This is a genomic window from Synechococcus sp. PCC 7336, from assembly GCF_000332275.1.
GTDB lineage: Bacteria > Cyanobacteriota > Cyanobacteriia > Thermostichales > PCC-7336 > PCC-7336.
This window is the reverse complement of the sequence record NZ_CM001776.1, coordinates 2,904,623-2,930,865: the sequence shown is the minus strand read 5'-3', so window position 1 is coordinate 2,930,865 and position 26,243 is coordinate 2,904,623. Positions and strand designations below refer to the sequence as shown.

The window sequence follows — 26,243 nt, the reverse complement described above, 5'->3', positions numbered from 1 at the left end:
ATCGAGCCTTCAGCTCAACCGGATGTTCCCATCCACCTGCAGCCGCGTGTACGGTCCCACCTGACAAAATTGCTCGACCAAATCTTCTGCAGTGGCAGGAGAGAGCCAGCCCAACTGGCGCAATAGGTGTAGGGCGATCGCGTATTTAGCCCGACTGCTGCCATCCGCCACCTTAATCGCCAGCCCCATGCCCTCGCCGACGCGGCCCACGCACTGCACCCCCTCCGCGCCCGACTTACTGACTAATTCCCCACCCGCAACCTTCATCAACTCGGTATCGAATGCCCCCGGCCCCGCCACCATCTCGGGTTGATGGATCATCGCGCGGGTGAGGGTTTCGAGATCGAAGCGATCGCCTGCAGACAGTTGGGCGTAGAGGGTGGCCATTTGTCCCAGTTGCAACTGGTAGGTGGGGGCACCGCAGTCATCCCGCGCCATTAATAATTCTTCGGCGGGCATTTTGAGTAGATCGCTGAGATGCGATCGCACCAATTTCTGCACCGGATGATTGCGATCGAGATAGTCTAGCAAGCTCCAGCCCTGGATGCGGCAGCACATCAAAAAACCGGCGTGCTTGCCAGAGCAATTGTGAAACAGGGCACTCTTTTGCCCTTTGGGCACCGGGCACATCAGGCTTTCCGCCTCCAGATCCGCCCGCCACAGCATCGAAAACACCTGGCGCACGTGGGACATGCTGCCTCGATGGGAACCGCACATAATGGCCAGGTCTTTATCTGTCAGCTCAAACCGTTCCTGCGCCCCCGAAGACAGGGCCGCCAGCGCTTGAAAGGGTTTAAACGAGGAGCGGATAAACGAGATCGAATCGCCGTTCCCGGCCACCGACAACAGTCGCCCGCGAGCATCCGCCACGGCAGCCCAAGCAGTATGGGCCGATTCAGGGATGCCTTCCCGCAATAGGTGGACGGTAATGGAGGGTGACGAAGTGCGACGCTCGAGATCCATAGAGGAGTTGATAGGGATTTATACAGGGTAAACCATTCAGGACTCGGCATCACTATCGCTGACAATCTGGGCAGTGGCAAAGTAACCGGCTGCAGTCAGGCGATCGAGCACCTGTTGAGTTTCAGCTCGGGTGGTATATTGACCGGCAACGAAGATATTGCGACCGGCCAATTGCGCGGCGGTGGCAGTAGAAACCAATGACTGCAACTGACTCAGGGTGTCATTGTTACGGGGGGTGACGATGATGCGGTAGCGGTTGCTGGGGCTGCTGGCAACGGCAATCACATCTTGGGTGGCGGGCACGGGGGCAGGAATGTCAGTAGCTAGGGGAGGAGTGTCTGGACGGGCAGTCTGCGAAGTGCGCTCGGGGGCAAAGGGCACAGCACGGAACTCGTCGGTGCTGTCGGAGGGTGTGGCAGTCGCTGTCGGAGCAGCCTCTGTCGCAGTCGTGGCGGCAGGAGCGGCCTCAAGCGGCTCAGCCGCCACCAAATTGGGCACAGCAACGCCACTATCTGCAGCATTACGGCTATGACCTGTGGACACTTGACCCTCAATTTTGTCCAATTCTGCAATCTGGTTGCCGTGGGCTGCAAACACCAGTTGGGTGCGGGTGGCATTGTGGATGTGCAGTTCGCCATTGCCCTCGAACCGGTTATTGCCCGGATCGGTCGGGGTACCCAAATTGGGTTGAGCACTGGCGATCGCCACCAAGCCAGCCTCTAAGTTTTCGCTAATAACATTACTTCTTAACACTGGAGTAGTATTGCCGGTCAGCACCAAACCACTGCGGTTGCGGGAGATGCGGTTGTGGGTGATGTGGGGAGCCGATCTCCCGCCAGCGGTAATGCCGTAGCCAGTTTCTTGGATGAGATTATTGACGATCGTGGGGGTGGAGGTGCCCAAAATCGTAATGCCGTTGGCACCGTTGCGATAGAAGCGATTGTCTTCAATCGTGGGGGCAGAACTGCCCACCATAAATACGCCATCGTGAATACTGCCGGTCAAACTGTTGCGCTCAATTCGGGGGGAGGTGGACTCCAACCAAATGGCATAACCCCGGCGACCCTGATTGAAGACCGTCACGCCGCGAATTTCCGCACCATCCTGCGGCAAAAGAGCGATACTTTGGCGAGCCAGCGTGGGACTGATAAACACGCCGCCCCCCTGAATAATGTGGGCTTCGCCGTAGTTGCTTTCGTTCCCTCGCAGCGTCACGCCCGTCGGAATCGAGATCGGAAACACTTCTCCGGTTGCGGCGCTGTAGGTGCCGGGAGCCAGTTGAACGGTGGTGCCGGGTAGAGCGAAGCGCAGGGCAGCCGTAATCGTCCGCAGCGGCGCAGTTTGCGAGCCATTACCCTGGCTGTCACTGCCTCGCGTCACATCCACAAACACAGTCCGAGCAGATGTGGCCCGCGAGATCGCCCCCCGATCGCCACTTTGAGCCAAAACTGGCAGCACCGCGACGATCGGGAAGCTAGCTAGTAATCCTATGCCGAGCGCGATCGCCGCTCGCCAACCGCATCGAATCCCTCCGCCAGATCCATTTGACCCATTCCAATCCCGCTGCATTTCTATTCTCCTAAAACCCGATCGGATCGCGCATCAACCGCTGTCATCGCTCGTTCTCTAGGTTGATTGTAACGATTTCCCCCCGATTGAAGGAAGTCGATCCCAGTACACCTAGACAGACTTTTAAAACACTACATGTAGTATTCCCCGAGATCGTCGATCGCGCTCGCATTTTCCCAATAAAACTCTCTCATTTTAGTAATTCTGCGCGCTCTTTCCAGCCACACAGCAAAATTTTCAGACACTACCTGTGGAATTTGTCCTCCTGGCGGTCGTACCGCCGCCAATGCTCGGGACAGGGTTTGTCTGCTCTTGGCGGAACTCGCTGCTAGCGCCAACCCTCAAGCGCTAGGATGGGAACGCCTCATTGGAAGGAATACCCATCGTGCCCGACTCGATTTTGTCTGGCTTGCCCCCTCAGAAACCCGAGGCGATCGCCCGTATTTTAGATGCCAACCTCGATCGCGCCCGCGAAGGATTGCGCGTCTTGGAGGATTGGTTCCGCTTTGCCAGTGAAGATCGCGCCCGTGCTGAAGACTGCAAAGAGATGCGGCAGCAGCTAGCCTGCTGGCACGGCGATCGCCTGCGACTGGCCCGCGACACCCCCAACGATCCGGGCACGCAACTGCACCCCGCAGCCGAGGCTCGACGCACTGGAGTCAACCACTTACTACAGGCCAATTGCAGTCGCGTCCAAGAGGCCCTGCGGGTACTAGAGGAATATGCCAAGCTCGATAACCCCCAGATGGCTGCCGATTGCAAGCAACTGCGCTATCGCAGCTATGCCCTCGAAAACGCCCTGATGGGGGGGCAACTGCGCGATCGCCTGCGCCAAGCCCCACTTTACTTAATTACCTCCCCCCTCCCCAATTGGCTGGAAGCTGTGGAGGGGGCGCTAGAAGGAGGGGTGCGACTGGTGCAGTATCGTCACAAAACGGCAGATTACCGCACCCTCAGGTCCGAAGCTAGCGCGCTCGCAGATCTCTGCCATCGGTTTGGGGCGATCGCGATCGTCAACGATCGCGTCGATCTGGCCCTCGATATTGGGGCCGATGGCGTGCATTTGGGCCAGACTGACATGCCGGTCGAAACCGCCCGCCAAATGTTAGGCCCCCACCGCCTCATCGGCCAATCCACCACCAATGGGCAGGAAATGCAGGCGGCATTGGCGACATCGGCAGACTATATTGGCGTCGGTCCCGTCTACGCCACCCCCACCAAAGCAGGCAAAGCTCCCGCTGGCTTAGAATACGTTCGGCTCGCGGCAGAGAAAGCCACCGTGCCTTGGTTTGCCATTGGCGGCATTAACGAGCAAACCCTACCGGAAGTGGTGGCTGCAGGTGCCCGACAAGTGTCGGTGGTGCGATCGCTGATGGCAGCCCCAGATCCCATCCAATCGGCCCGCCAGATGCTGCAAATCTTGGCATCGGCCCCTCTCTCTCACGCCTCTTCTCAATCGCACGCCTCTTCTCAATCGCACGACCCAGCGAGACAGTCCCATCCCACGGGAGAATAGCGATGAATTTAGCTGTGAACGGCGAGACTCAACAGATCCCCAACAACCTGACAATGCGTCAAGTCCTGATCTACCTCAAGCTAGAGCCCCGTATGGTGGCGGTGGAATACAACGGCGAGATTCTACATCGCCAGCATTGGGACGAGACGGTTTTGGCAGAGGGCGATCGGCTCGAAATTGTCACGATGGTAGGCGGAGGCTGACGGAGTCATTCCCTAAACCCCTCTCCTGCACTAGCCTTGCTATAATGACCACCTACTGCCATCCCAGCAATAATGAATTACATTTCAATCGAAGATTCTGACTTAGCCCGCCGTGCAGAAGAATTAATCAAAGCCTCTCAAAACCGCTACCGCATTACCGTCCAAGTGGCCAATCGGGCCAAGCGCCGCCGTTACGATGATGCTGACGAGGTGGATGACAGCATGCTCAAACCGGTGAAACGGGCAGTGTTGGAAATGTCGGACGAGTTGACCGAACCCGAGATTATTGGGGACTAGTGAGCCGCTTTCTGATTAGTGGATTTGGCCGCGATCGCCCCGGTATGGTGGCGACGGTCAGCAAGCTCCTGCTCGATCTGGGAGCCAATCTGGAAGATACCTCCATGACTCGCTTGGGGGGGCAGTTTGCCATGCTGATGTTGCTCAGCGACGGGGATGTGCCGTTGAGTGTGGAGGCAATTCGAGCGGCGATCGCGGCTCGTCAAGGGGAGTTTGATGCGGCGGGCTTGCATTTGCTCGTCTCGGAGATTGAAGACGAGGAGGAGGAGGAGAGTGCCACAGAGCCTCGCTATTTAATTCGGGTATCGGGGGCCGATCGCCCCGGTATCGTCTACGGCGTCACGCAGTTTCTAGCCGATCGCGGCGTTAACATTGTGGATGTTTCCTCCCGCCGCCTGCAGGGGTCGTCGCGAGCAGTGTATTTATTGTTGATCGAGGGGGTGTTGCCTGGGGGGTATGCTGCAGATCGGCTAGAGCGGGAGTTGAGCGAGTTACAGGCTCAGTTGGGGTTAGAGATTCAGACTGAGCCGGTGGATGTGATGACGCTATAAGCGGGGGTATGGCGTGGCTGTTTTGCCCATTTACGAATATCCCGATCCGATTTTGCGGCTGTCTGCAGAGCCGGTGACGGATTTTGGTACCGAGTTTCAGCAGCAGGTGGAAGATGCGATCGAGACGCTGTATTCCCATCGGGGAGCGGTGGGGCTAGCGGCGACTCAAATGGGATTGTTGGTGCGGATGTTTGTGATGGATTTACACCCCCACCAGCCGGAGTCGGATATCAAGGTTTTGGTCAATCCCGTCATTACTCGCAGTTCTCGCTGGAAGCTGGCGCGGGAGGGCTGTTTGAGTTTTCCGCAGTATTTGGCGAATGTGAAGCGGGCAAAGCGGCTGGCGGTGGAGGGATGCGATCGCTATGGCAATCGGTTTGAGTGGGAGTTGGAGGGGTTTGCAGCGGTGGTGGTGCAGCACGAGCTGGATCATTTGGATGGGGTGTTGATGGTCGATCGGATTCGCAGTATTAGTCGCGATTTGCGCTTGCGGGAGGCAGTGGTGGAGCCTGCGGGATCTTCGGGCTAGTGGCGAGGGCTGTTGGAGAGAGGTTGGGCGGCTCGGGGAAAGTTCCGAAATATTCAGGTTGTGAAAAGCTGAGGTTTCGACCAGATTGATATTAGTGTTGCTTTGCGGTTCTTCTGGAGGTCGCGGGTTGCCGATGTTGGGTGCGACCCGAGTGATGGAAGAGGAAGACTGACAAAGGACGACGCCCGCTAAACCCAGCAATGGTGAGGAGATTTGAGTTTTGAAGCATACGTTTTTGCTCGAACCCGGCAGGTGGATGTTGCGAGGTCATCGGTTGGCGAAGAATGTGGAGCCAATGCCGTTTAAGGGGCAGGCGTTGGTGAAGCGTGGAGCTGACGATTGGTTTCAGGCGGTGATGAAGCTGGTGTTTGAGGGGGAGGGGGGCGATCGCGCTCCGTTGTTGTTGGAGTATCGGGGGCGGTTGGCGCAGAATGCGCCGCAGTATACGTTTGTGTTGCAGCATGGCGATTTGGGTCGCGTCGAGGGGGAGGGCTGGATTGCACCTGCGACGTTGATGCATCGCTATTGGGTCTTGGGGGATGACCAGAAGCGAGTGGGATACGAGAGTTTTTTCCAGGTAGATGGCGATCGCTATTGTTATTCCAGTGGGGTGATGATGGGGTTGCGGTTGGTGAGTGGGTTAGAGGCGGAGTTGGAGAGGGTGTGAGGGATAGTTGAGAGAGCGATCGCTCTCATGCCAGAGGGCTCCAGCTAGCGAAAAGAAAACGCAAAGTTCCCAGGAACTCAGCCACATTATGTTTCTCTCGCAATGAATCGCTAGATAACCCGCAGAAAACTCAAACGGGGTGCTCCAAAACCATCGGATTTAAACGACGATAAACTCTGCCAGAAAGTCGGCAATTGCGATCGCCCCCATAATAAAGACTGAATATCTGACAAACATCTGCCAATCTTCATCGCGATTGACCGCTAGACCGATTCGGACAACAAAGTATCCCAGAACAATGACGATAATGGCCCGTAATATGCCGAAGAAAATATTCACTAATGGCTCGGAGCCATCGAAAAACTCTAGGCCATTCACGTAGTCTTGAGTGCTAGAGAGGAATAGGGCAAAGGCAGGTTCGCCTAGGTGTAGACCCCAGTAAAGGGCAATGGTGATGAGGAACCATCCGCCAAATCGACCGGGACCGCCAAACATTTGGGACGGTTTTGGAAACCAGCGCTCTATCAAAGGATTGAGGTGTTTCCCGAGACCGCTTTGATAGGCACGACCGACCGATTTGATTTCTCCTAACAACCAGAAAGCCAGCGGAACAACCAGCTTTTCCTGCGAGATTCGAGCACTGGAATTCCTGCTGGCAACTGCCAGCCGAGAGCGATTCTTCATGGCTAAATCCTCTTGCGAGTTTAGAAGTTAAATTGTGTTTGCCTGAGTTATATCAGTAGCGATCGCCGAATACAAGAGTGATTTGGTATATCCCATAACAATGGGAGATTAACTGAATATTAAGCGTACAGTTTTACTTTAGATTTGTTTTCAAGAATTGCAATGAGAATAATGTCATGAGCCTTCCCGATCGCGTCGGGATAGGCATTTGCTTTAGTGATTTTGCTCTCCTTGAAGATTAGACGATGAACTGTTCGAACAATCTTTGGGGAGAGCGAGGAGGTGAGTGAATGCTTCGGACACTCGCAGGTATTCGCGAAGCCGCGATCCGCTATGTGGCGATTGGCAGCCGCCAAAGGTGAAAGATTATCTTCGATTGCCAGTAGAAAGCTTGCGATTATGGGCCTTGAAAGCCAGATTTGTCTACTATCTGGTAGAAATTCAAGATTATCGTAGTCTGAAATCCATGCTAGGAAAGGATTTCAAGAGATATGGCAGCTAACACCAGAATCGTTGCCAGATCCCTTGACAGTTAGGCCACCTTTCTCGAAGGTGTGTTTGAGTAGGTGGCCTAGTTTGTAGCTGGAGACGGGGGAGGGGAGGGGGTAGTACAGGTGGAGGCCGCCGGAGTCACTGGAGGTGAGGACGACTGGCTCGATTAGGCCGATCTCTTCTAGTCGGCCTAGGACCTTTTGGTAGCCGGATGGTTGCAGGTCGGGGTGGTATTGGCTGTGGCGGTCGATGTCCACCATGCAGTATTGAGTTTCGCTGCCGAAGCTGACGCCGATTAGGCGTTTGGGGTCGCTCCAACGGCGAATTAAGGGGCGCGGATCTAGGGGGAAATTTTTGATTCGCTTCCACTGGGGGCGATCGCCAATGGTGGGGAGTGGGGCTTCGATGAAGTCCCATCGATACCACAGGCTGGAGAATTCGTTCGAGGGTAATGGGCTGGTGAAGACAGGGCGCTCGCCTGTCTGTTGATTGATTCCTATCGTCATTGTCTCGATCCCTTGTTAGTTCAGGGATAGAGAAGCGGCTGGCTGGTTAGATCGATGCTCGGAGCGAACCGCTCTCTAGCTCATAAGGGCGAGTCGGATAGAGCGCTGTTGGTGTAGCGGTGCAGAAAATTTCTTACAGGGGATGTTGCAACAGTCGAAAGTGACATCTAAAATGGCAATATCCACCTGTGGAGTCCTAACAATCAGCCCGCCAAAGCATCAGTTAGGTTCCGCCACCAGATAAATTGATAGGCTCCTATCCGACGTCGCCCCTTCTGTTCCCCAGGAGGGGTTTGGTCGTGTAGGGAGATTTTTCTAGGTCATTTCCGCTCTCCTCAGACGCTATATCTGGATATATTTCTACAGCTCCAAATATATCCCCACTTATCGAGCCCGAGCAGACAGAACTAGGATTTAGCTCGCAAGGTTTGCATTCCATAACATTACTCGCAGCGATCCCCGCCCTCTTCCTTGCAGTCGATCGCGATTCTTTACAAAACCCTAGAGATAGAAACCATCTGAGCCCTCGCCAGAGCGCTCGTGAGGGGCATCCATTCCGTTGCCACAAGCTAACCATTTGACCGTTCTTCGGCTTCGGCCTTTAGAGTCTGCTCGATCAGGATAGTAATTTGCGCCGAGACTGAGCGTCGCTGGCGAACGCAATACTCTTTGAATGCCTCTAAAACCGACTCGGGAATGGTGACCGAGGTACGCGCCATCTTCTCTTGGGTCATACGTCAACACTGATACGCATACCCATGATGGCGGCCTGACGCAACCAGAGCCACTAAATACTATTTAGAACACACTTAAAACACAGAAAATATGCTCTAGTATTACTAGGTAATATTTTATATCATTTGGGTGCTGCTGCATAGAGCTCGCACCTAAGCTCAAGTCGCGATTGCCCGCGTCCACTCCTCCTGAGCTTCCTGATAGACGCAGGTTTGTTTGATGTCTCCTAAACCCAGCATCTGCTCCAGCTCCTTGCTACTTAGCTGTGGGAATTTATAGATGGCCAGCTTTTCGAGCACCTTCATTATGTCCTGTCGCAAACTGATATCCGCGATCTCTTGCTCAGCCTGGGCCATCACCTTCTGAAATCGTTCGGGGGCACTACGTTCTGGCTCGACAGTCAACTGAACGATCGCCGCCCCCAACCGCAGCCGATCGGGGTCGAGCTCATCCAGATAAATCCGCCTAACTTGATTGCTCATCAGAAGCATTTGATAAGCATCAGTGTCAGTTGTCTGAAGGTGGCGGTGCGGGAAAATGACCGTTGCATGCCAGTCAGGATCGTCAGGGGCATGTCTGAGATACAGGAAGATTTCCCCGAACAGGCGACGGTAAATACCGTCGCTTAGTTGAAACTGATATTCGCAAAACCTGATTGGCTCCCCTGCCGCTTCCCCCTTCGGCACAAACACACCATCGATCCGAAAAGCCGGTTCACTTACCTCAATGGAGTCAAACTTGTACCTGTCCACAGCACTATCGGGCAAACCAGCAAGCTGAAAGAAGCTTGACGGATAAATGGAAAAGAGGTTGTAGAGGGGCGAATCTGTCTTCACAGCGCACTTGCACTCCAGAGTCCAAATAGCTTACAGCTAATCTCACCAACTGGTATACAAGCCCCCCAACTTCACCCCCCGCTACTCCCTAGTGAAAACCTCTCCGAATTATTAGCCGTACTTATCACTGAAGGGGCGATCGCCTGCGCATACACCCCCTCACCCCCCCCAAAATCCGATCCCACCATCCCCTCCGGCTGGAGAGCGCCGCAGGAAAAGTCCAGATAATTGAGAATAACCTCAAATATCAGAGAATGACTCAAGTTAATTTAGTGGATAAGACTCAGGCAGCTGATTTTGAGCGTCGGCTAAGATTGTTGCAAAACTCGTCGTGAAGGCTGGCCATGAGTTACTCAGGCATCATCACCATCGAACCCGGCAAGCGCAGCGGTAAGCCTTGCATTCGAGGGATGCGGATCGCGGTTTATGACGTTCTAGACTATCTAGCTTCAGGTATGACCCATCAAGAGATCCTTGATGATTTTCCCTATTTAACCGAAGAAGATATTCGCGCTTGCTTGAGCTACGCTGCCGATCGTGAAAAGGCTCTGCTGGTTGTCAAAGCGTGAAATTACTGTTCGATCACAATCTCTCTCCTACTCTCGTCAGTCGCTTGCAAGATCTCTATCCCAACTCCAACCATGTTTTTAAGCTTGGTCTAGATCGAAAACCAGATGATGAAGTTTGGGACTACGCCAAGAAAGGGGGTTTTACGATAGTTACTAAAGATAGTGACTTCAGCAGATAGTGACTTCAGCGATATTTGCTTACTTCGAGGATTCCCACCAAAGATTGTTTGGATTCGGCGAGGCAATTGCAAAACATCCGATATCGAGACAATCCTACGAAGCCACCAGGAAGATATTGAAGAACTGTATAATAATCCCAATACCGGACTTCTGACTTTGTTTTAGCCTCTAGCAGATAGTCAATATAATTGAAGATTTTTGGGGATATCAAAGGGTATAGCAGGTGAATTGAGTCGCTTGGACTAAACTGTTTCTGGCAATAATTTGGACGCTATGCGTCCAAATTATTGCCAATCGGCTAGATGCATACGTCTGGAATAAAAGACCTTTTTTTTCAACACTCTTTTCCGCTATTCACAAGCTGTAATTCACAGCCTGTAAGCTTTACAGACTATTTTAGTCACGTAAGAGTTTGATGGTCAATAGAGTTGTTCCATTTGTCAAAGAGCTTCCAGACAAATTCACCCAAGGGGCAAAATCCGCATCCAGTTATTCTCCCTTAACCTTTTGCACTCCATCACTGAGATAATCAGCCGGCGACGATGATAGTCGGATCCCATTCGAAATAGCCGTAGAGCTCGGGCTCCCCGGTGGTCTGACTGCGGGTGTAGAGGCCGAATTGCACCCTATAGCCTTCTTGTCCAGCTTTGATAACGTCAGCCTCGTAGAACCAGAAGACGTAATCAGCAGTCTTAGCCGGCAACGGGGTCGTTGTAGAGTTTGGAATAACGGTCGACTTGGTGAAATTCTGGTATTGGAACTCGCTTAACACCTGATCGCCACTGAATTTTGGCATCCCATAGAGCAGGACACCGTCCTCAAAATTATTGGAGCCTGATGTGGCAAAAGCGCGGAGGTTGTCGCCGACGAGGGCTGTTATATTGAGGTCCCCGGTTCCCTGTCCAGAGTTAATAACCGTCCCCGTGGCGACCATGAAACCGTAATTGTGGGCGATGCCAGTGGGCTCAGTCGAGTCCTGGCTGGGGTTCTGATAGTGTTTCTTGACAGCGTCTGTGTCGATTGTTATGAGAATATTGATGGTCTTACTCACGATTTTTTCTCCTTACTGTTGTGTTTTTTCTTCTGGTGATGATGAACTGAAATGTACAGTGATTTGAAGCTTCCATTTGTAGAGACCAGCTAAGCGAAGTTGTCCCTCCTCGTCATAGCTGTGGAGTGCTAGCACCAGGCTGTAGATCCCGGTACCTTCGCAAGCAACCTCGCACTGGTAGAACCAGAACTTCTGCCTGACGAGCTTGGCATTGGGATCGCTCTCGCCGATGGGAGATATCCCCCTCTGTTCCAGTCTCACAAGCTTGAAGCTTTGTAGGAGTTTGTCACCCCGAACATAATTGAGGTCGCGGATCAAAACAGGCTGCTCGAAGTTGTTCGACCCTGAAGTGGCGCAGAAGCGGATGATGTCACCTGCGCAGGCTTCGAAAGCAACATTCCCAGTGTCCTGATTCGTACTCCCTGCTGTCGTAGTGACGAACGCGTACTCCTGGTCCCAGCGAATAGTCGTGGGTTCCCGGATGTCCCTACCAAGATCGGGAAAGTCCTGAAGGACCATATCCGTGTCAACAATGATGCGGATATAGATTGTTCGATTGTTAGAATTGCCTATATGCTTGAGACTCATGAACAGTTTCTCTACATTGAGATTGAAGCCTCTTTCTCACTTAATGCTAAGTATGCCCCCTTCAGGGTTATTTCATTCAAAGATAGCCCTGAGTGTGTTGAAAGTCTGTCCACATCGTCGCTGAGCTTGGGCCATATTGGTAAAGCCAAACTCTCGGTAGAGGTTGATGGCAAAGTTGCGGGCCAAGGCGCAAATCTGGACCAGAGGAGTGGTGCGAATGCGAGATTTGTCCTCTCCTTGAGTAACATCTCGAACATAATGAACCTTGTTTTCCACCTCCCAATAGCTGCGAATCCGTTGAGCCAACTGCTCGGCGCTCTCTGGAAAGGAGTAGATGTAATAGCGGGTTTTGCGGGTAACCACATTCATATCGTGCAACAGTTCTTCGCGGGTGGACTGCACTCGAATGACACATTCGCCTTTATATAGTAGCGCGCCGCAGAAGTCGAGCGAAGGAGGGAATAAAATCTCACCAACAATGCTCCGGACAGAATTAGGCTGCTATAGCCCCGTAGCCAAGCAGGTTCTGGTAGCTGGGGTGGGATTTAATTGAACTTGGCTCCAACTCAAACATGGAAATAAATAAGTCCAACAGATGCTCGTTAAGGGCAAGCCGTTTGTAAGAAGCAATGGAAAAACTGAGCGGTTCAGTCGTTGGCTGCTGTTGTTGCAAGGCGGCTTTGGCTAAATTCAGTGCCATGAGACTGGTATTAATATGGGAATCTAAAGCTTCGGGGGAGCGGGCCTGACAATCGGCCAATCCGGTAAACTGGCGGGCATCGCGGAAAATAAATTCGATCTGAAAGCGGGCCTTGTAGCAGCGATAGAGCAGCAGAGGGTCAATCTCCAAGTCAGTCGAAAACAGCACGACATAGCTGCGTTTGCCATCCTGCTCTTTGAGCAAATAAGCCAGGCGGATGGACCGTTTGAGACACACCGACCAGACCACAGCAGTGTAGAGTTTGACGTCAAACTCTACACTCCCAACGAATTCAAAGCGACTGGGGTTAGTCAAATCCACTTTGCCGTCATAGCGGCGGTGACGTCCTCGTGGCTTCTGAGGCCCGTCATAAAGGAAGTTGAGGTTGGCATCGCAGCGCCGCAGTTTGCCAATCGCATGCAGCTTCAACTGCACCACCCCCTCCACCCACTTGTCCTTGGTGTAGTAGCCATCGCCAACCACATAGCGCAGCTGGGGGGGGAAATAGCTTTGACAATAGGCCAGATGTCCCAGGTAGAAGTCCACACGGTTGCCCCGAGACTGATGTGCTGGAGCCGCTGTGTCAGCCTGGCTAGCCAATCCCGCTTCGGTCTGTTGAGCGGACAGGGTATATCCCGTGTTCTGTTCCAGATCCACGATCGCCACTACCGACCACTCCAAACCTCGCTCGGCTCGTTGGGTTTTGCCGTTATAAAACCAATCCAGTCCGGGGGTATGACGACCACTTTTTTCGACGAAGTTACAATCCACCACGGCGATCTGGTTGCTTTGGGAGGAGCTCACCTGTTCTATCAGCGTTTGGTTGAGCCTCTCCAATCCCAGTCCTTGCTCAAAGTGGCGACGATAGGTTCGCTCGGATAGTTCGCTGTAGCGGCTGAGGTTGGTGTAATTGACCTTGCCACAGACCACGAAAATTGTGCTCATCAAGGTCAGCAGAAACTGGCGTTGGGGTTTGTGAAATGGCCTGCTGAGTCCAGCAGACCGGTTAGAATCTCTTTGAAGCTATCCATCGGTGTGTATTTTTTCTACAATCGCACTCTACACGGTGGGTGGCTTTTCTTCCATCTCCGTCTCAAAACTGTCCGGAGTATTGACCAATTGAGTGGAGAAAATCTCCCAGTGGCATCTGTCCCACTGTCCCCACGTAAAAGAGTCTCTGACTCCGGTCACATTGGCAGTCAGTAATGAAGCCAATGGAAGCAGACCACGAAAGTACCTAACCTGGTAGCCCAAACCGGGAGCGGGCAAGGGGAAGTTTGACCGGGTTAACGTGAGTGAACCGTTGATGACGCTTCGTCATAAAGGAATGAGTGAAATCAGGCTGACACACTCAGACCAAAAGGTGAATGGGTAGCTTAATGGCTTGCTATTCCGTTAAGCGACAGATTACATCCCCATCGGAGTTAGACGGAACCCACCCCAAACGCATCTCAAACGCTTGGAACTGCGTAAGCCCTATGGATTCTCTCAGTCAATCTGGGAGTAGGCCGACCGTAAGGGAAGCGGAACGATCCAGAGGGTAAAGGATGCCGGAGAAAGCGAATGCTCCTGGTAATGCGGGAGATAGGGGTTCAAACTTTGCCCTACATCGAAAGATGGCAGACTTCCGGCAGGTCTTCACCGATAAACCAAAGTAACGGAACCAAATCCACTGTGAAAGATAGATTCCAATTGGAAATCGGAGCAGGGAAACCTCTTCAAGACTGGGCTTCCATTAATTGGGAACAGGTCAAGAAGCGTGTTAGGAACTTGAGATAGCGGATTTATCGGGCAACTGAACAGCAGCAGTGGAATCGGGTGAGAAGCCTAATGAAACTGATGCTACGTAGCTACTCCAACCTGCTATTGTCCGTGCGACGGATCGCACAAGAAAATCGGGGAAGGAAGACTGCTGGCCTCGATGGTAAGACAGCCCAAACTCCAGCACAACGAGTCAAATTATGCAGGAATATAGTCTGTGGCAAGTGCAACCCACTAAACGCGTCTATATCCCTAAAGCCAACCAAAAACTCAGACCGTTGGGGATTCCCTGTCTAGCAGACCGTGTCGCTCAGACAATGGTGAAGAACGCCCTGGAACCTAGTTGGGAAGCCAGATTTGAAAGTCATAGCTATGGCTTTCGACCGGGCAGAGGGTGTCATGACACCATCGAACAAAGCCATTTACGGCTCAGAAGTGGCTGTGACACCTGGACCCTCGATGCAGATCTCCGAGGTGCGTTCGATCGCCTGAGCCATTCATTCATCCTTGAGGCCATCGGTCCTGTCCCAGGCCGAGAGCTGATCCGACAATGGCTTAAAGCAGGATATGTGGAAGCGGAGATCCTTCATCCAACAACGGAAGGAGCCCCCCAAGGGGGGACGATCTCGCCGTTATTGTTAAACGTGGCGCTCAACGGCCTACAAACACTGCTGTCGGGATACACCAGTGTGAGGGTCTGCCAACCTTCACCAAAAGCTATTAAATGTCAACCATCCTGGGCTCTTCCGAGCTTTTGGTGATCCTATGAAACCATTGAGGTTATTGCTCTTCAGCCTTTTTCGACTATACAGCCATGATGAATCGCTTGGCGAGCAACTCTAATCCAGCCCGTCCATACCTTTTGCATATTCATCCGACTTCGGGGTCTTGTCCGCTTTTGGCGCTTCAACATCTTCAGTCGGTTATTGAGTCCTTCAACCGGTCCATTGCTGACCTCTGTTGTCAGACTGGCTTTGACGGCAGCGTAGTCTTCAAACAGGCCTGCTGCAAACGACTGGAAGGGTTTAAAGACGCTGGTGATGGCCTTCTTCAACCAGTCATCCAATGCTTCTGCCTGACGCTGCCGGAGCAGGTGCAAAAACTCATCCGCTAGCTTGACAACCGCTGCCAGGTTCGGATGCTGCTGGAGGCGCTGCAAGAGCTGCGTCTCTTCTGGTTCTCGATTCTCTGGTTTGAGCACCATCAAGTAGGCTGCCCGACGGGGTGTTAAAGGAGGGGAGTGAGGGTCAATCACTGTTGGCAAGGGGTTGACGGGTTTGATCCGAAGTGGGGGTAAACCTTGCGCCTCACGCAAACCACTCAGATAGCGCTGCAGCGTCCGCTCACTGCCAGTGAACCCTTGTTGTTGCAGTAAGAGCATCAGCACGTGAGGTTGTCGAATTCCGGAATTCCACCACTCGAGTAGCTGCGGTTTATAGGGTTCAAGCATTCCCTTGCCAAAGCTCTTGCGTCTAGGAGGTGTGTCTGGGAAGTCCGGCAGGCTCACAAAGCGTTGGACCGTGCGGGTACTCACCCCGACATCCTGGGCAATGGCGACTTGCGGCCACCCTTGTGCGTGGAGCGTTTTAATCCTTTGCTGTTGTTGAATGCGTCGTTGATACGCCACCTGTTGCTGCTGCTGAGCTTGCACTGTTGCCGTTGGTTTGGGCAGAGCCACCACGGTATCGGGAGCAGCGGCTGCGAGCGACTGGCGCTGGGCATGCTCGATCGCTTTGAGCTCAGCGGCATAACCGCTCAAGGTTTTCTCCAACGTCTCACTCAAGTTCTGGACCAAATGAAAGCGATCCGCCACCTGGAGTGCTTGTGGGGCTCCATCATTCATCCCCCGTCGATAAGTTTTAGAGCGGTCTCGCGAGAGGATTTCTATCCCCGGATGCTCTCGCAACCAGTCCGCCAACGTCTCTGCCTTGCGAGCGGGGAGCAGGGCGATCGGCTGGTTCCGCTCTAGATCCAGCAAAATTGTTCCGTAACAATGGCCTTTTCGAAAGGCAAAGTCATCGACACCCAGCACTTTAGGCACCTCAAAGTGAGGCAATGGAAGCTGCCGCAGATGGTTGAGCAGGGTGCTGCCACAACTGAAATAGCCCAGTTGAACCTCCAGGCGAGCACCCGCTTCACCGCCCAAGGCCAAGCCAATGGTCTGCAACCGCTCAACCAAGCGAGCGGTCTCTCTGGCCCAGGGGGCTGTTACCTGAGCGTAAAGATGCGACGGCGGCAGTCTGGGTTCAAGCAAAAGAACTTCGCCACTTGAACCAGTAATGTCAAACTGAAATGCACACAGGGAAGGTCGGCGAGTGTTCGCTGATAGCGGCTATGGATGCGTTGAGTTAGTCCTCCACACAAGGGACATTGGGCTGTGGTTTGGGTGGAGCACACGCTGATGGTCAAATGATGGGCCTCGCTATCCAGTTCATGCTTGTCTAAGCGGAGCAGACTGGCACTGGGTAGCAAACACTTGAGTCATTCCATGGGTAGATCGCTTGAAGGGAGCTATCCCCTACAGTGTCTGGCTTTTGGGGCATCACTATTGACGGGTTATTTTTCGGCTTCACCAAAAGCTGGGAAGAGCCCAAGATCATTGTCGCCAGATAATGGTAGCTAATGCGAGCCGCCAGGGAGATACAGCAGGTTGACCTTGGATTGGAAAGAGCTGGTTGAAGTCCCGATCGCACAGAAACTCGCTCAGCGTATCAGCCATGGTGATACAAAGATTGCCCTTGGGAAAAATCGCATGGGCGACTTTAGAGGTTTCTTCTGGTACAACATATTGAGCTTGTGGTTTCAGTGACATCAGACGAATCCCCCGATGGAATTGACTTCTGACCATCCTAAGGAATTCTTACTCAAAGCCGATTCACTTGTTAAGCAATATTTCGCCACCAGTATCAAAAGTTGGCAAGAGCCCAAGATCATTGTCGCCAGATACTTGAGCGATCTGCTGATTCGAGACATTAAGCCCCATCAAATACAGACAGCTCATCCAGGCTCGCAGTGGCTAGCGACGACCGGCAAAAATCGTGTCCGTCAAATCATCAAACTGCTTGCCACAACCCTGACAGCAGTACCGTTGACGGTTGGGTTGGGTATCATCCTTGCCTCGCTTATTGACCTGCTCGCAGCCACACTTGGGACAATGCACGCCCTCTGGCCACCGCAACTGACGCACGGTTTCATAACACTTCGCATCATCGAGGAGATTGACAAGGTTCAGCATCTGAGAGAGGAACTAGCAACTGTTGCTCGTAGGCTAGCAGAATGCCCCTTCTGGCTCACCTCCCCGTAATCCCTATAGAGCCTAGAAAATTTCCATTCCTGAGCAGGCAATCCGCTGAGAGTTGGTTGAACAGTGGGGGGAACAATGTTAGCGATCGCCTGCCAGGGTAATGCCAGCAATTTGATCCATATGGTTTTGCATAAAATCTCGCATCAACCCCACTTGAGCCATATGGCCCACAGCTGTGTAGCCTGCCCCCAACAACATACCGTGATCGGGACGAAACCAAGGTTGAGAAAAATCTTCATAGAGTGGATGGGGTTGAAACTCCTTTGCCGACAAAGGTTGAAAATCTTCTTGGCCCCAACGTGCGATATTGCCAACTAGATCTAAGTCAGATCGAGTGAGTTGCTGGCTTGTGGAGGCCACGGGTAAGGGAGAAGCATGGCGCATGTTGAGATTGACATTTTTAAGTTGTAGGGCACCTTCTGCATTGCTGTATTCTTTCGTTAAAAGATAGTTAAACTCTGCTTCTGTTAGCAATCGCGAGTTAGCCCAATTGGCATAGGCGACTGCCTCGTGCCGGTTGACTTCTACGGGCCAATCCCAGGGCATATCGAACTCATCAAACACCCCTCGATGGCGGTAGCCTCCTTCAGCATTTTTGACCCAGGCAGTGGGATGAGTGGGAGACATTTCTGCAAACCATGCTGCAACTTCGCCAGTTGTCCACCACTGCGATCGCTCGTATCCGCCATCCTCAACAAAGTTAAGAAATTGCCGATTTGTGATGGGAAGACTCAATACCCGAAAATCCTCCACTTGACGGCTGACTTGAGGATATTCATTATCCCAACCGAAATAAGTAGAATCAGACTGTTCCCGTCCGAAGGTGACCTGACCGCCAGCAATCTCTAACCATTGAGGGTTCACCTCGATTGGGGTTTGGGTAATAGCATAATGCCAGCCATCGGGGCGAGAGACCCACTTTAACGGCAGTTTTCGAATCAGTGGGACGGAGGTTTGAAAGTGAATGGCTTCGTGCTCAATGCTCATTAGCAATGCCCAAAGAGGGGTTTGTGGCGTAATTGGAGCATCGTAACGAGCTGTTTCAATGACAGATTCTACGGCGTCATATACTTGACGGCGATATCGTTTCAGTTCGTCAAGCTGAGGCCATTGTTGCAAAGCAGCAATTTCCTGCGCACTAGAAGCCGACACGCCACGCGATAATTTCTCATCGTAGTCCGCATGAATTTCTGCAGAGAGTAGACCTGACATTCGTAGTTTTTGAGCATAGAAAGCAGCTGTATGCCCGTAATAAAATGCTATGGTGTTGCGCAAGGGGTGGGGCTGAACGGAAAAGGCCTCTTCACTTTGTTGAATTCCGCTAAATAGCCACTCATAAAGTTGCCAGATTGTTCGGAAATAGGTATAGATCTCTTCTTTAGATGGCTCAATCAGTTGAGGTAGATTTAGTATTTCAATCATGTTAACTTTTGAGCGCAAAGCTACCTTAGGAGAGTACTTCTGTGGCAGAAACTTATTTGAGATTTTAATCTATTTATAAGATTTATAAGGATGCAATATATGCTCCAAATCATTTTCGCCGAAGATTGTGCAAAAGCCAAGAACATGGACGATCGGCGTCAGTCCTGTATCGCTATATACTAGTCATGCCTAGATCGTTTGCTAAGCCGTCAGTGTGACAATCTCTATTTACTGTAAGTAGGCATACATTCAGATTCAATCCCAGTGCGATCGCTCTGCTTGGCAAACTTCTTCATTCCAGATGCAATGTTGCTATCGCTTGTATCTATATGGCTATGGAGATCGTATGACCTTTATATTAGACAAACTTCTGCTCCAGGTTTCAGTCATTAGTTTGCTAGCAAGACAGATCGAAGCCCTGCCTATCAGGAACTGGTGTAATCCCTGAGTGCGAATAGTAACTTTATTTCTGCATGTGGGAATACTGGAGGCAACGAGTTGAATGTAAATTGGTGAAAGTCTCATGACTGAAGAGAATCAAAAAGAAATTCAACTAGTTTTGGAAGGTGACGAGCTCAATTATAGTCTGAGACAAGATGAGAATTTAGGGGAGTCTCTACAGGTAGATAATGACAACCAAAATCTTGCCACCTTTGACGATAAGAACTCGACTGATGAGATGATTGATTTAGATCCAGCCGAGAATATAAATAATGGAAAATCTATAAATTTATTTGGAGCTGTAGCCTCTAAAGTGAATCGAATTACCGGAGGTTTTAGTCCGCAATCTGTCTTAAATAATACAAGCAATTTGGCAGAAAAAACAACTATTCAGGGAAGTAGATTAATCGATAAAACTCAGAAAAGTAATATCGTTCAAAGTGTCAGAAACTTGACGCAAAAAACTGCAATCAAGCTCGATAATCCATTGACTCAGGTCAAAGAAAATTCTGTTATTAAGCAAGCGGGCGAGGTGTTAGGAAAAGCTCTACCATATACAGCGGCTATGCTCTCATATGCCAATCAAACTGTTATCTCTCTCAAGGATATGCCTCAAGCGTGGCAAAACACGTTCTATTCTCGGATGAGAAGCCACGGTATTAATCCCGAGCAAGCATTTGATGCCTCTCCCGAAGCACTACGCCGCCTCAACGCAGAAGCGATCGCAGACTGGTTCAAACAGAAAGACTGGTCACATATCAAAAGTCAGAAGGAGCATCCTGATTTAGCTGACGATCTGAAGAATGCGATCTGGGAGGACAGTAGTCCTAATAAATCTCGTGGTGCTAGCGAGATGACTGGACAGGAGAAGCTGATAGCTCATCTTGACAATCGCTTAGACTTTCTTACAGATAGAAGGTTTTGGGATCGAGCTTTTAAAGGAGCATTAAAAGCTGCAGTTATTACTATTATCATCAAGTTTGTTGACGAAGTTCTAATACATAGAGATGAGCTCCTCAATGGCACAGCAGAAGAGCGAAAAAAATGCTTGGTGGAGATTGCCAAAGATACTGGTTTTGCCGGTCTCAGTGGAGTAGTTATCTTTTTTGTGATTACTGTTCTCTCTGTGGCGGTACCGGGAATGGGGTTGGCGTTCACAGTTTTATCGGGTCCCATGACAGTTATGGGTTCAGCAATGCTGGCCGGTCGTTTAATTAATTCCTACATCAACAATCCGACCGAGCAAGAACAACAGTTCTTTACGGATATGAAAGCGAAGTTTCTCGCCTATCTCGACGAAGCATCTTCTTCAGACACCGAGCTCAATGCTTTACCTGACGCCATCGATGACCCTGACCTCAAACTACTTAGACCAGGAGTTGCGTGAGTCATTTCGCTGGCTTCGGTACTAACCGATCGCTTTCTTGCATCGTTGCCATGAAAAAAATTCATACTTCTTTCCCGGTATTGCCGCTAAGATCCTCCCACAACTGAACCCATCGCCATGCAAGAGGCACTACCGTCATGGGAGGTCTCAATCTCAACCGCGTTAAGCTATCGCAACTGCGGGCGCTGGTGGCGGTCGCCGACTGTCACAACTTCAGCGAAGCCGCCCTGCAGCTAGAGGTATCGCAGTCTGCCATTAGCCACGCGATCGCCACCCTCGAAAGCGAACTGGGGGTACAACTGCTTTCGCGCGGACGCCGTGGCGCTCAGCTCACCCCCGCAGGCGAACAAATTACCGACCGCGCCCGCGACATCTTACAACAGGTGGACAACCTCGTTCGAGATGCCGACTTGCACAAGGGCCTACAAGGTGGACAGGTGCGCATCGCCACCTTTCGCAGTGTCGCTACCCACGTCCTGCCTGAGGTTATGGCCTTGTTTCAGCAACAGTTTCCCGACATTTCGGTGGCGATCGCCGAACACAACGACTTCCCCCACGTCGAACAAGCCCTCCACGACGGCAGCGCCGAAGTGGGCTTTACCTACTTACCCGCCGCCAAAGAGTTCGACACTTGGGAAATTTTGCGAGACGAATATGTTGTCCTGCTGCCCCCCCAGCCCCGCCTCATTTCCCCCAAACTCACCTGGGAACAACTGGCCCAATACCCCCTCATCCTTCCCCCCGAAACCGATAGCTGCAGTTTCATCGTCCGCGCCCACTTCGAGGCCCACCAGCAACCCTGTCAACCCGTATATCGCTTTCGGGAAGATACCACGACAGTGCAAATGGTCGATCGCGGTTTGGGAGCTGCCATTCTGCCGAGACTGGCTGCCGACCCGATCCCCCCCAGCATTCAAATCTGTAGCCTGCCGGTGAAGCTAGAACGGATCGTCGGAGCGGCGGTGCTGGCCGATGCACTGCAAACTCCAGCAGTGTTTGCGTTTCTGGATACGCTGCGGGAATGGGCGCGATCGCACCAGTTGTCCCAGACCGACGACCTCAGTAAATCTGCGTAGCTCGAGCTAGGTTGCTTTGCAACAACACGGAACTATGTAATTATCGGCTCGAGCGAACATCTGAGACTGATCTGGGAATCGATAATGCCTTACGTCAATATTCAGATTACCAAGGGAGCCACCAGAGAACAGAAGGCTGAGTTGGTCGAAGACGTCACTGATTCACTCGTGCGCGTACTCGGGAAGAAGCCAGAGCACATCCATATCGTCATCCAAGAGATAAACGATGAAGACTGGGGGTTCTCTGGTCTGCTGACGGACGAATGGAAAAAGCAGCAAAGTCAGTTGCCTGCAAGCGAATAAACCCCAACCATTCATGACAGCAGACCAGCTTAGGTGGCCGAGTCGACTGGTCGGAGTTCTTAATTAGCCATTCCACACAATTGAGAAGTCTCAATCGATCCTCGAGCAGCACAACCTTCCAAATGTCTTTCTCTCGTAAGTAGTCCCAGTTACAAATTGAAGGGGGCCAAGTTGCTACGTTAGCAGAAAATCCACGCAGACAAACGTTTGCAGTCGCCCATCTGGTAAGGAGTTCCGGCGTGTCCCCGTTACAAATTCAGATTGTAGAAGGCAATCCGCACCTCAGAACTCTGTTAAGTTGGCAACTGGAAAAAGCAGGTCATATTGTGCGCTCTTGCGGCAGCATTCAGCAGGCCCAAGCTCCGCTCAAAAGAAATATAACGCACATTCTAGTCTTGGATGGCGACCTGCCCGACAATAGCGGTCTGGAATTTTGTCGATGGGCCTATCAGCAGATGGATGCGGCCATCGTACTGCTGTCAGCCAAAGATTCTGAGGCAGATATCGTTGCCGGTTTGGAGGCAGGGGCAGATGATTATTTGACTAAGCCAATGAGTATGCAGGTGTTTACCGCCCGGGTTGAGGCGATCGCCCGCCGTATCAAACGCTGCACCCCCCCATCCTGTCTCAATTACCCCTCCTTGCGGATCGATTTGGTGCAGCGGCAAGTCACCGTTTCAGAGCGCGCTGTCGAACTCACCCCACAGGAATTTAGTCTTCTGTTTGTGCTCGCCCAAGCCGCAGGCGAGGCCCTGTCACGCTCCGAGCTGCTGCGGCGGGCTTGGCCCGATGCGATCGACAATCCCCGCACGGTGGACACTCACATCCTGTCGCTGCGCAAAAAACTCGAGACGAACCCCCAACAGCCCCACCTCATTCAGACTGTCCGCAATGTTGGCTATCGTCTCTATCCCGATGCGGCTACCTCCCCCCATGGAACCCTAGCCAGCAGATCTTCCAACGGTAAATTCGCGGCAGTAGTGGGCCGCTAGCCCCTTGGCAGCAGCGGAAATTGACCCTGCCGATGGGCGATCGCCAAACTCCAATACTCTTCGGCGTGATGGAGCAGCTTGCTGGCCTCTTCTGGGCTGAGGCTGCGACGGGGTTTGGCGGGCGTGCCGATTGCCAGTGTGTTGGGCTGCACCGATTTCGTCACAATAGCCCCTGCCCCCACAATGCTGCCCGCCCCAATGCGCACCCCATTCATGACAATTGCCCCCATTCCAATCAAGCAGCCGCGTTCTAAATAGGCAGAGTGGACGATCGCTTTATGCCCAATGGTGACGTAGTCTTCCAGCACCGTCGGCTCTCCTCCATCGCAATGGAGCACCGCTCCATCTTGAACGTTGCAGCAGCGTCCGATCTGAATGCGTTCGAGATCTCCCCGCACCACGGCTCCAAACCAAATATTGGTCTGAGGGCCAATCTCTACAGCTCCACAGACAGTGGCATTGGGAGCAATCCAGGTATCGGGATCGATGTTGCCTTGAAAAGATGCCATGGGGAACAGAATGGGACTGACGTTGCCCTCTTAGTTAATCACAGGCGATCTTGATACAGTGGGACAGCCTGCCTCTCGATCGCCCTATGACCGCCTCCGCTTCGGCCCCTTCCCCTGCGACCCAGAACCCAGCCTCGCCGATGCGGCTGGGGGTAATGGCTTCCGGCAAAGGGAGTAATTTTGTCGCCATCGCCCGAGCGATCGCCGACGGTACCCTGAACGCCACAATTGCAGTTGTCATCTACAACAATCCCAATGCAGGGGTAGCCGCTCGGGCTCGCGACTTCGGCATTCCGGCGGTGTTGGTCAATCATCGCGAGTTTGCGCAGCGGCAGGATTGCGATCGGGCGATCGTCAAAGTCTTGCAAGAGAAAGCGGTCGAATTAGTGGTGATGGCGGGCTGGATGCGTCGCGTCACCCAGGTGGCAATCGACGCTTACCCCCATCGCATGTTAAATATCCACCCCAGTTTATTGCCCGACTTCCCCGGCCTGCACCCCGTCAAACAGGCGTTGGATTGCGGTGTCAAATTCTCGGGCTGCACTGTCCATTGGGTGACCTTAGCCGTCGATAGCGGCCCCATCGTCCAGCAGGCCGTCGTCCCAGTCTTGCCAGACGACACCGAAGAGTCTTTGCAAGCGCGGATTCAGGTGGAGGAACATCGGATTTATCCAGAGGCGATCGCGATCGCCGCCCGACAATTGCGCAACACCCCCTCGGAACCACCTGCTTAGAGCCTTACGGATCTAACGATACGGCTTGCACTTGCTCCAACACCTCTGGATACCAGAAGGTAGCCCAGTCGCGGCCTACCTTCACCGTAATATCGGAGGTGATTTCGCCGGTGGATTCGACGTGAACCTCCCCAAATCCCAATAATGCCTGCACCTCAGCCGCCGACTGCGAATCCCCCTGTTGGGCGATAATTTCCGTGCGCTCGAGCATTTGGGGGGCGTCCGCCGTCACATACACATTGACAAACCCTTTCTGCTGCAAGGCATTGGCCATATTGCGGCCCATCCTGGGCAACCCCGACGCATTGGTCACCGCCACCCGCTGCTGCGCGGGAGATCGGGTCGGGCTGCCAAAGCGGGGCTCGGCACCGAAATAATTGACCGCCACTCGGTAGGTATCGACCGGGTCCACAATCCAAAAACTGGTGAGATATTCATCCGGGCGGCTAAACCGTCCGGGCAGCAAGACCATATTGAGACGATCGCTTTTCGACAGCAAGGCAAACTGGAATAAAGATAACACCTCTTCCCAAGTCATGTTGGTATCGACATTGTCTCGAATAGTCCCCATAATTTGGGGCAGGCGGGTCAGGGTACGCGGGTTGAAAGCCTGCTGACTTAAAGCCCGCATCATCAACTGTTGCCGTTGGACTCGACCGATATCCCCCAACTGGTCTTGCCGGAAGCGCAGGAACTGATGGGCCTGTTCGCCATTCAATCGCTGCAAGCCCGGTTCGAGATCGATCTCTAAATCTTGGGTGCGATCGACATATCGCATGCGGGTGGGTACATCGATTTCCACGCCCCCCAAAACGTCGATCAACTCGGCAATGCCGTCGGTGTTGAGGCGGACGTAGCGATCGATCGGCACATCCCCCAACAGCGAACTGACGATCTGGGCGGTGAGAGCGGGGCCGCCGATCGCATTGGCAGAATTGATTTTGTTAACGCCGCGATTGGGAATGCGCACGCGGGTATCGCGGGGAATAGAAATGACGTTGATGGTGCCGAGGTCTGGGTCGAAGCGGACGAGCAAAACCGTGTCGCTGCGGCCTTGCAATGAGGCTTCAAACGCCTGGTTGCGATTGACGGGGTTGGGGTTGTCGGTCCCTAGCACCAAGATATTGAGGGATTCATCCAATTGCGCTTCCCGCAACCGATCGTCGCGAAACACCGCCAGTTCACTTTCACTCATTTCCCTGGCGGGCAGAATGGGCTTGGGCAGCATGACGGCAATAAAGGCCCCCGCGATCGCGGCTCCTACAGCCACCACCGCCAGACAGCTCAACGGCAACCACCGCGCCACCGATTTGGAACTAGGGTGATGCCTGGAAGCATATTTCGAGGGGCGATCCATGCATCAGCTCCTGGAACTGAGGGGTTTCGCAGTCCGATGGGACTCACTAAACAGTCAGACGATCTCTAACAGTCAGACAATCTTAACGGATGTCGGGACGTTAACTGGGTGGCTTAGAGTACCGGCAAAGATAACAGTCGCGATTAGCATACCCTGGAGGCTCTACCTTCAATCGCAACCCGTGTCTCAAAACCAGTGCCATCTTACACGCCCGCTCCCACTGCCTGCACGAGCGATCGCCGCAACTGCGCTTGCTGCATTTAGAACAATTGGACAGTCCCGCGAGGATACTGCAGCGTCACTGGCGGGTGGATGTGGGAC

Annotated in this window: 31 protein-coding genes and 1 pseudogene; 16 read left to right on the top strand and 16 right to left on the bottom strand. The window is 52.7% G+C overall.

Annotated features, from left to right (window positions below):
- Positions 1–9: 9 nt before the first annotated feature.
- Both SYN7336_RS14095 and SYN7336_RS25980 read right to left on the bottom strand, forming a co-directional pair.
- A complete protein-coding gene (locus SYN7336_RS14095) occupies positions 10–963 on the bottom strand; it encodes an asparaginase (RefSeq protein WP_017326595.1) in 954 nt (317 codons plus the stop codon).
- A gap of 36 nt (positions 964–999) precedes the next feature.
- On the bottom strand, positions 1,000–2,532 hold the full coding sequence (locus SYN7336_RS25980; protein WP_051039820.1) for a DUF1565 domain-containing protein: 1,533 nt from the start codon (positions 2,530–2,532) through the stop codon (positions 1,000–1,002).
- Between the two features lie 409 nt (positions 2,533–2,941).
- Between SYN7336_RS25980 and SYN7336_RS14085 the strand changes: the two genes are divergently transcribed.
- The 6 genes from SYN7336_RS14085 (at position 2,942) to SYN7336_RS14060 (ending at position 6,295) form a co-directional block, all read left to right on the top strand.
- The gene (locus SYN7336_RS14085; RefSeq protein WP_156820381.1) at positions 2,942–4,048 is read left to right on the top strand and encodes a thiamine phosphate synthase; all 1,107 of its coding nucleotides are present in this window, start codon (positions 2,942–2,944) and stop codon (positions 4,046–4,048) included.
- Between the two features lie 2 nt (positions 4,049–4,050).
- Positions 4,051–4,251 (top strand): sulfur carrier protein ThiS, encoded by a 201-nt coding sequence (thiS, locus tag SYN7336_RS14080; protein WP_017326593.1) that lies wholly within the window; start codon positions 4,051–4,053, stop codon positions 4,249–4,251.
- 69 nt (positions 4,252–4,320) lie between these two features.
- A complete protein-coding gene (locus SYN7336_RS14075) occupies positions 4,321–4,548 on the top strand; it encodes a DNA-directed RNA polymerase subunit omega (protein WP_369791882.1) in 228 nt (75 codons plus the stop codon).
- Positions 4,548–5,099, top strand: coding sequence for a glycine cleavage system protein R (locus tag SYN7336_RS14070; protein ID WP_017326591.1), 552 nt, complete (start codon positions 4,548–4,550; stop codon positions 5,097–5,099). The genes SYN7336_RS14075 and SYN7336_RS14070 overlap by 1 nt, the downstream gene beginning before the upstream one ends.
- Before the next feature lie 13 nt (positions 5,100–5,112).
- Positions 5,113–5,628 carry a peptide deformylase gene (gene def, locus SYN7336_RS14065; protein WP_017326590.1) on the top strand — a complete coding sequence of 172 codons (516 nt, stop codon included), beginning with the start codon at positions 5,113–5,115 and terminating at the stop codon, positions 5,626–5,628.
- Between the two features lie 220 nt (positions 5,629–5,848).
- Positions 5,849–6,295: a hypothetical protein gene (locus SYN7336_RS14060; protein ID WP_026101001.1), complete on the top strand. Its 447-nt coding sequence runs from the start codon at positions 5,849–5,851 to the stop codon at positions 6,293–6,295.
- A gap of 159 nt (positions 6,296–6,454) precedes the next feature.
- Here SYN7336_RS14060 and SYN7336_RS14055 read toward each other — a convergent pair whose 3' ends face one another.
- From SYN7336_RS14055 to SYN7336_RS25975, 4 genes are all read right to left on the bottom strand, one after another.
- Positions 6,455–6,979 (bottom strand): hypothetical protein, encoded by a 525-nt coding sequence (locus SYN7336_RS14055; protein WP_017326588.1) that lies wholly within the window; start codon positions 6,977–6,979, stop codon positions 6,455–6,457.
- A gap of 482 nt (positions 6,980–7,461) precedes the next feature.
- Positions 7,462–7,977, bottom strand: a complete 516-nt coding sequence (locus SYN7336_RS14045; RefSeq protein ID WP_017326586.1) for a bifunctional DNA primase/polymerase — start codon at positions 7,975–7,977, stop codon at positions 7,462–7,464.
- Positions 7,978–8,546: 569 nt separating this feature from the next.
- Complete coding sequence (locus SYN7336_RS14040; protein ID WP_017326585.1) at positions 8,547–8,711, bottom strand: hypothetical protein; 165 nt, start codon at positions 8,709–8,711, stop codon at positions 8,547–8,549.
- A 159-nt stretch (positions 8,712–8,870) separates the two neighbouring features.
- On the bottom strand, positions 8,871–9,548 hold the full coding sequence (locus SYN7336_RS25975) for a DUF2887 domain-containing protein (protein WP_017326584.1): 678 nt from the start codon (positions 9,546–9,548) through the stop codon (positions 8,871–8,873).
- Between the two features lie 344 nt (positions 9,549–9,892).
- Between SYN7336_RS25975 and SYN7336_RS14030 the strand changes: the two genes are divergently transcribed.
- Genes SYN7336_RS14030 through SYN7336_RS33015 form a run of 3 tightly spaced genes read left to right on the top strand, consistent with a single transcriptional unit; the run spans position 9,893 to position 10,462 of the window.
- Complete coding sequence (locus SYN7336_RS14030) at positions 9,893–10,117, top strand: DUF433 domain-containing protein (RefSeq protein ID WP_017326583.1); 225 nt, start codon at positions 9,893–9,895, stop codon at positions 10,115–10,117.
- On the top strand, positions 10,114–10,296 hold the full coding sequence (locus SYN7336_RS32320; RefSeq protein ID WP_017326582.1) for a DUF5615 family PIN-like protein: 183 nt from the start codon (positions 10,114–10,116) through the stop codon (positions 10,294–10,296). The genes SYN7336_RS14030 and SYN7336_RS32320 overlap by 4 nt, the downstream gene beginning before the upstream one ends.
- Positions 10,280–10,462 carry a DUF5615 family PIN-like protein gene (locus SYN7336_RS33015; protein ID WP_369791858.1) on the top strand — a complete coding sequence of 61 codons (183 nt, stop codon included), beginning with the start codon at positions 10,280–10,282 and terminating at the stop codon, positions 10,460–10,462. Before SYN7336_RS32320 ends, SYN7336_RS33015 begins: the two co-directional genes overlap by 17 nt.
- A 364-nt stretch (positions 10,463–10,826) precedes the next feature.
- On the opposite strand, the gene SYN7336_RS14020 is transcribed toward SYN7336_RS33015, so the two are convergent.
- From SYN7336_RS14020 to SYN7336_RS28065, 4 genes are all read right to left on the bottom strand, one after another.
- Positions 10,827–11,348: an inclusion body family protein gene (locus tag SYN7336_RS14020; RefSeq protein ID WP_017326581.1), complete on the bottom strand. Its 522-nt coding sequence runs from the start codon at positions 11,346–11,348 to the stop codon at positions 10,827–10,829.
- A gap of 12 nt (positions 11,349–11,360) precedes the next feature.
- A complete protein-coding gene (locus SYN7336_RS14015) occupies positions 11,361–11,936 on the bottom strand; it encodes an AidA/PixA family protein (protein ID WP_017326580.1) in 576 nt (191 codons plus the stop codon).
- A gap of 72 nt (positions 11,937–12,008) precedes the next feature.
- Positions 12,009–12,338: a transposase gene (locus SYN7336_RS28070; protein WP_017326579.1), complete on the bottom strand. Its 330-nt coding sequence runs from the start codon at positions 12,336–12,338 to the stop codon at positions 12,009–12,011.
- A gap of 91 nt (positions 12,339–12,429) precedes the next feature.
- Positions 12,430–13,581 carry an IS4 family transposase gene (locus SYN7336_RS28065; protein ID WP_017326578.1) on the bottom strand — a complete coding sequence of 384 codons (1,152 nt, stop codon included), beginning with the start codon at positions 13,579–13,581 and terminating at the stop codon, positions 12,430–12,432.
- A gap of 885 nt (positions 13,582–14,466) precedes the next feature.
- On the opposite strand from SYN7336_RS28065, the gene SYN7336_RS32315 reads away from it, so the two are divergent.
- Positions 14,467–14,694, top strand: a complete 228-nt coding sequence (locus tag SYN7336_RS32315; RefSeq protein WP_369791857.1) for a reverse transcriptase N-terminal domain-containing protein — start codon at positions 14,467–14,469, stop codon at positions 14,692–14,694.
- Positions 14,598–15,158, top strand: coding sequence for a reverse transcriptase domain-containing protein (locus SYN7336_RS28965; protein ID WP_017326576.1), 561 nt, complete (start codon positions 14,598–14,600; stop codon positions 15,156–15,158). The genes SYN7336_RS32315 and SYN7336_RS28965 overlap by 97 nt, the downstream gene beginning before the upstream one ends.
- 43 nt (positions 15,159–15,201) lie before the next feature.
- On the opposite strand, the pseudogene SYN7336_RS25950 reads toward SYN7336_RS28965, so the two are convergent.
- The 4 genes and pseudogenes from SYN7336_RS25950 to SYN7336_RS13975 form a co-directional block, all read right to left on the bottom strand.
- Positions 15,202–16,869: pseudogene (locus SYN7336_RS25950) on the bottom strand (ISL3 family transposase).
- 124 nt (positions 16,870–16,993) lie between these two features.
- Entirely contained in the window at positions 16,994–17,209 is a 216-nt protein-coding gene (locus SYN7336_RS13985; RefSeq protein WP_017326575.1) for a hypothetical protein, read from the bottom strand.
- A gap of 204 nt (positions 17,210–17,413) precedes the next feature.
- Positions 17,414–17,632, bottom strand: a complete 219-nt coding sequence (locus SYN7336_RS33010; RefSeq protein WP_071590785.1) for a transposase — start codon at positions 17,630–17,632, stop codon at positions 17,414–17,416.
- A 147-nt stretch (positions 17,633–17,779) separates the two neighbouring features.
- Positions 17,780–19,123: an SUMF1/EgtB/PvdO family nonheme iron enzyme gene (locus tag SYN7336_RS13975; RefSeq protein ID WP_017326573.1), complete on the bottom strand. Its 1,344-nt coding sequence runs from the start codon at positions 19,121–19,123 to the stop codon at positions 17,780–17,782.
- A gap of 523 nt (positions 19,124–19,646) precedes the next feature.
- On the opposite strand from SYN7336_RS13975, the gene SYN7336_RS13970 reads away from it, so the two are divergent.
- The 4 genes from SYN7336_RS13970 (at position 19,647) to SYN7336_RS13955 (ending at position 23,322) form a co-directional block, all read left to right on the top strand.
- On the top strand, positions 19,647–20,951 hold the full coding sequence (locus tag SYN7336_RS13970; protein WP_017326572.1) for a hypothetical protein: 1,305 nt from the start codon (positions 19,647–19,649) through the stop codon (positions 20,949–20,951).
- Positions 20,952–21,088: 137 nt separating this feature from the next.
- A complete protein-coding gene (locus tag SYN7336_RS13965; RefSeq protein ID WP_017326571.1) occupies positions 21,089–22,027 on the top strand; it encodes a LysR family transcriptional regulator in 939 nt (312 codons plus the stop codon).
- A gap of 84 nt (positions 22,028–22,111) precedes the next feature.
- The gene (locus tag SYN7336_RS13960) at positions 22,112–22,330 is read left to right on the top strand and encodes a 4-oxalocrotonate tautomerase family protein (protein ID WP_017326570.1); all 219 of its coding nucleotides are present in this window, start codon (positions 22,112–22,114) and stop codon (positions 22,328–22,330) included.
- A gap of 239 nt (positions 22,331–22,569) precedes the next feature.
- Positions 22,570–23,322: a response regulator transcription factor gene (locus tag SYN7336_RS13955; protein WP_017326569.1), complete on the top strand. Its 753-nt coding sequence runs from the start codon at positions 22,570–22,572 to the stop codon at positions 23,320–23,322.
- Here SYN7336_RS13955 and SYN7336_RS13950 read toward each other — a convergent pair.
- Positions 23,319–23,831, bottom strand: coding sequence for a gamma carbonic anhydrase family protein (locus SYN7336_RS13950; protein ID WP_017326568.1), 513 nt, complete (start codon positions 23,829–23,831; stop codon positions 23,319–23,321). The two genes, SYN7336_RS13955 and SYN7336_RS13950, sit on opposite strands and share 4 nt — an antisense overlap.
- A gap of 86 nt (positions 23,832–23,917) precedes the next feature.
- On the opposite strand from SYN7336_RS13950, the gene purN reads away from it, so the two are divergent.
- Complete coding sequence (gene purN / locus SYN7336_RS13945) at positions 23,918–24,565, top strand: phosphoribosylglycinamide formyltransferase (protein WP_017326567.1); 648 nt, start codon at positions 23,918–23,920, stop codon at positions 24,563–24,565.
- A 4-nt stretch (positions 24,566–24,569) separates the two neighbouring features.
- Here purN and SYN7336_RS13940 read toward each other — a convergent pair whose 3' ends face one another.
- Complete coding sequence (locus SYN7336_RS13940) at positions 24,570–25,922, bottom strand: LCP family protein (RefSeq protein ID WP_017326566.1); 1,353 nt, start codon at positions 25,920–25,922, stop codon at positions 24,570–24,572.
- Positions 25,923–26,243: the final 321 nt, after the last annotated feature.

What these genes read in the sequence shown, in the direction of transcription:
- thiS (WP_017326593.1), top strand. Translation starts at nt 4,051, where the DNA reads ATGAATTTAGCTGTGAACGGCGAGACTCAACAGATCCCCAACAACCTG.
- SYN7336_RS14045 (WP_017326586.1), bottom strand. Translation starts at nt 7,977, where the DNA reads ATGACGATAGGAATCAATCAACAGACAGGCGAGCGCCCTGTCTTCACC.
- SYN7336_RS28965 (WP_017326576.1), top strand. Translation starts at nt 14,598, where the DNA reads ATGCAGGAATATAGTCTGTGGCAAGTGCAACCCACTAAACGCGTCTAT.
- SYN7336_RS13985 (WP_017326575.1), bottom strand. Translation starts at nt 17,209, where the DNA reads ATGTCACTGAAACCACAAGCTCAATATGTTGTACCAGAAGAAACCTCT.
- SYN7336_RS13975 (WP_017326573.1), bottom strand. Translation starts at nt 19,123, where the DNA reads ATGATTGAAATACTAAATCTACCTCAACTGATTGAGCCATCTAAAGAA.
- SYN7336_RS13960 (WP_017326570.1), top strand. Translation starts at nt 22,112, where the DNA reads ATGCCTTACGTCAATATTCAGATTACCAAGGGAGCCACCAGAGAACAG.
- SYN7336_RS14015 (WP_017326580.1), bottom strand. Translation starts at nt 11,936, where the DNA reads ATGAGTCTCAAGCATATAGGCAATTCTAACAATCGAACAATCTATATC.
- SYN7336_RS13970 (WP_017326572.1), top strand. Translation starts at nt 19,647, where the DNA reads ATGACTGAAGAGAATCAAAAAGAAATTCAACTAGTTTTGGAAGGTGAC.
- SYN7336_RS28065 (WP_017326578.1), bottom strand. Translation starts at nt 13,581, where the DNA reads ATGAGCACAATTTTCGTGGTCTGTGGCAAGGTCAATTACACCAACCTC.
- purN (WP_017326567.1), top strand. Translation starts at nt 23,918, where the DNA reads ATGACCGCCTCCGCTTCGGCCCCTTCCCCTGCGACCCAGAACCCAGCC.
- SYN7336_RS14055 (WP_017326588.1), bottom strand. Translation starts at nt 6,979, where the DNA reads ATGAAGAATCGCTCTCGGCTGGCAGTTGCCAGCAGGAATTCCAGTGCT.
- SYN7336_RS25980 (WP_051039820.1), bottom strand. Translation starts at nt 2,532, where the DNA reads ATGCAGCGGGATTGGAATGGGTCAAATGGATCTGGCGGAGGGATTCGA.
- SYN7336_RS13940 (WP_017326566.1), bottom strand. Translation starts at nt 25,922, where the DNA reads ATGGATCGCCCCTCGAAATATGCTTCCAGGCATCACCCTAGTTCCAAA.
- SYN7336_RS13965 (WP_017326571.1), top strand. Translation starts at nt 21,089, where the DNA reads ATGGGAGGTCTCAATCTCAACCGCGTTAAGCTATCGCAACTGCGGGCG.
- SYN7336_RS14040 (WP_017326585.1), bottom strand. Translation starts at nt 8,711, where the DNA reads ATGACCCAAGAGAAGATGGCGCGTACCTCGGTCACCATTCCCGAGTCG.
- SYN7336_RS13950 (WP_017326568.1), bottom strand. Translation starts at nt 23,831, where the DNA reads ATGGCATCTTTTCAAGGCAACATCGATCCCGATACCTGGATTGCTCCC.
- SYN7336_RS32315 (WP_369791857.1), top strand. Translation starts at nt 14,467, where the DNA reads ATGAAACTGATGCTACGTAGCTACTCCAACCTGCTATTGTCCGTGCGA.
- SYN7336_RS33010 (WP_071590785.1), bottom strand. Translation starts at nt 17,632, where the DNA reads ATGCTGAACCTTGTCAATCTCCTCGATGATGCGAAGTGTTATGAAACC.
- SYN7336_RS14095 (WP_017326595.1), bottom strand. Translation starts at nt 963, where the DNA reads ATGGATCTCGAGCGTCGCACTTCGTCACCCTCCATTACCGTCCACCTA.
- SYN7336_RS14030 (WP_017326583.1), top strand. Translation starts at nt 9,893, where the DNA reads ATGAGTTACTCAGGCATCATCACCATCGAACCCGGCAAGCGCAGCGGT.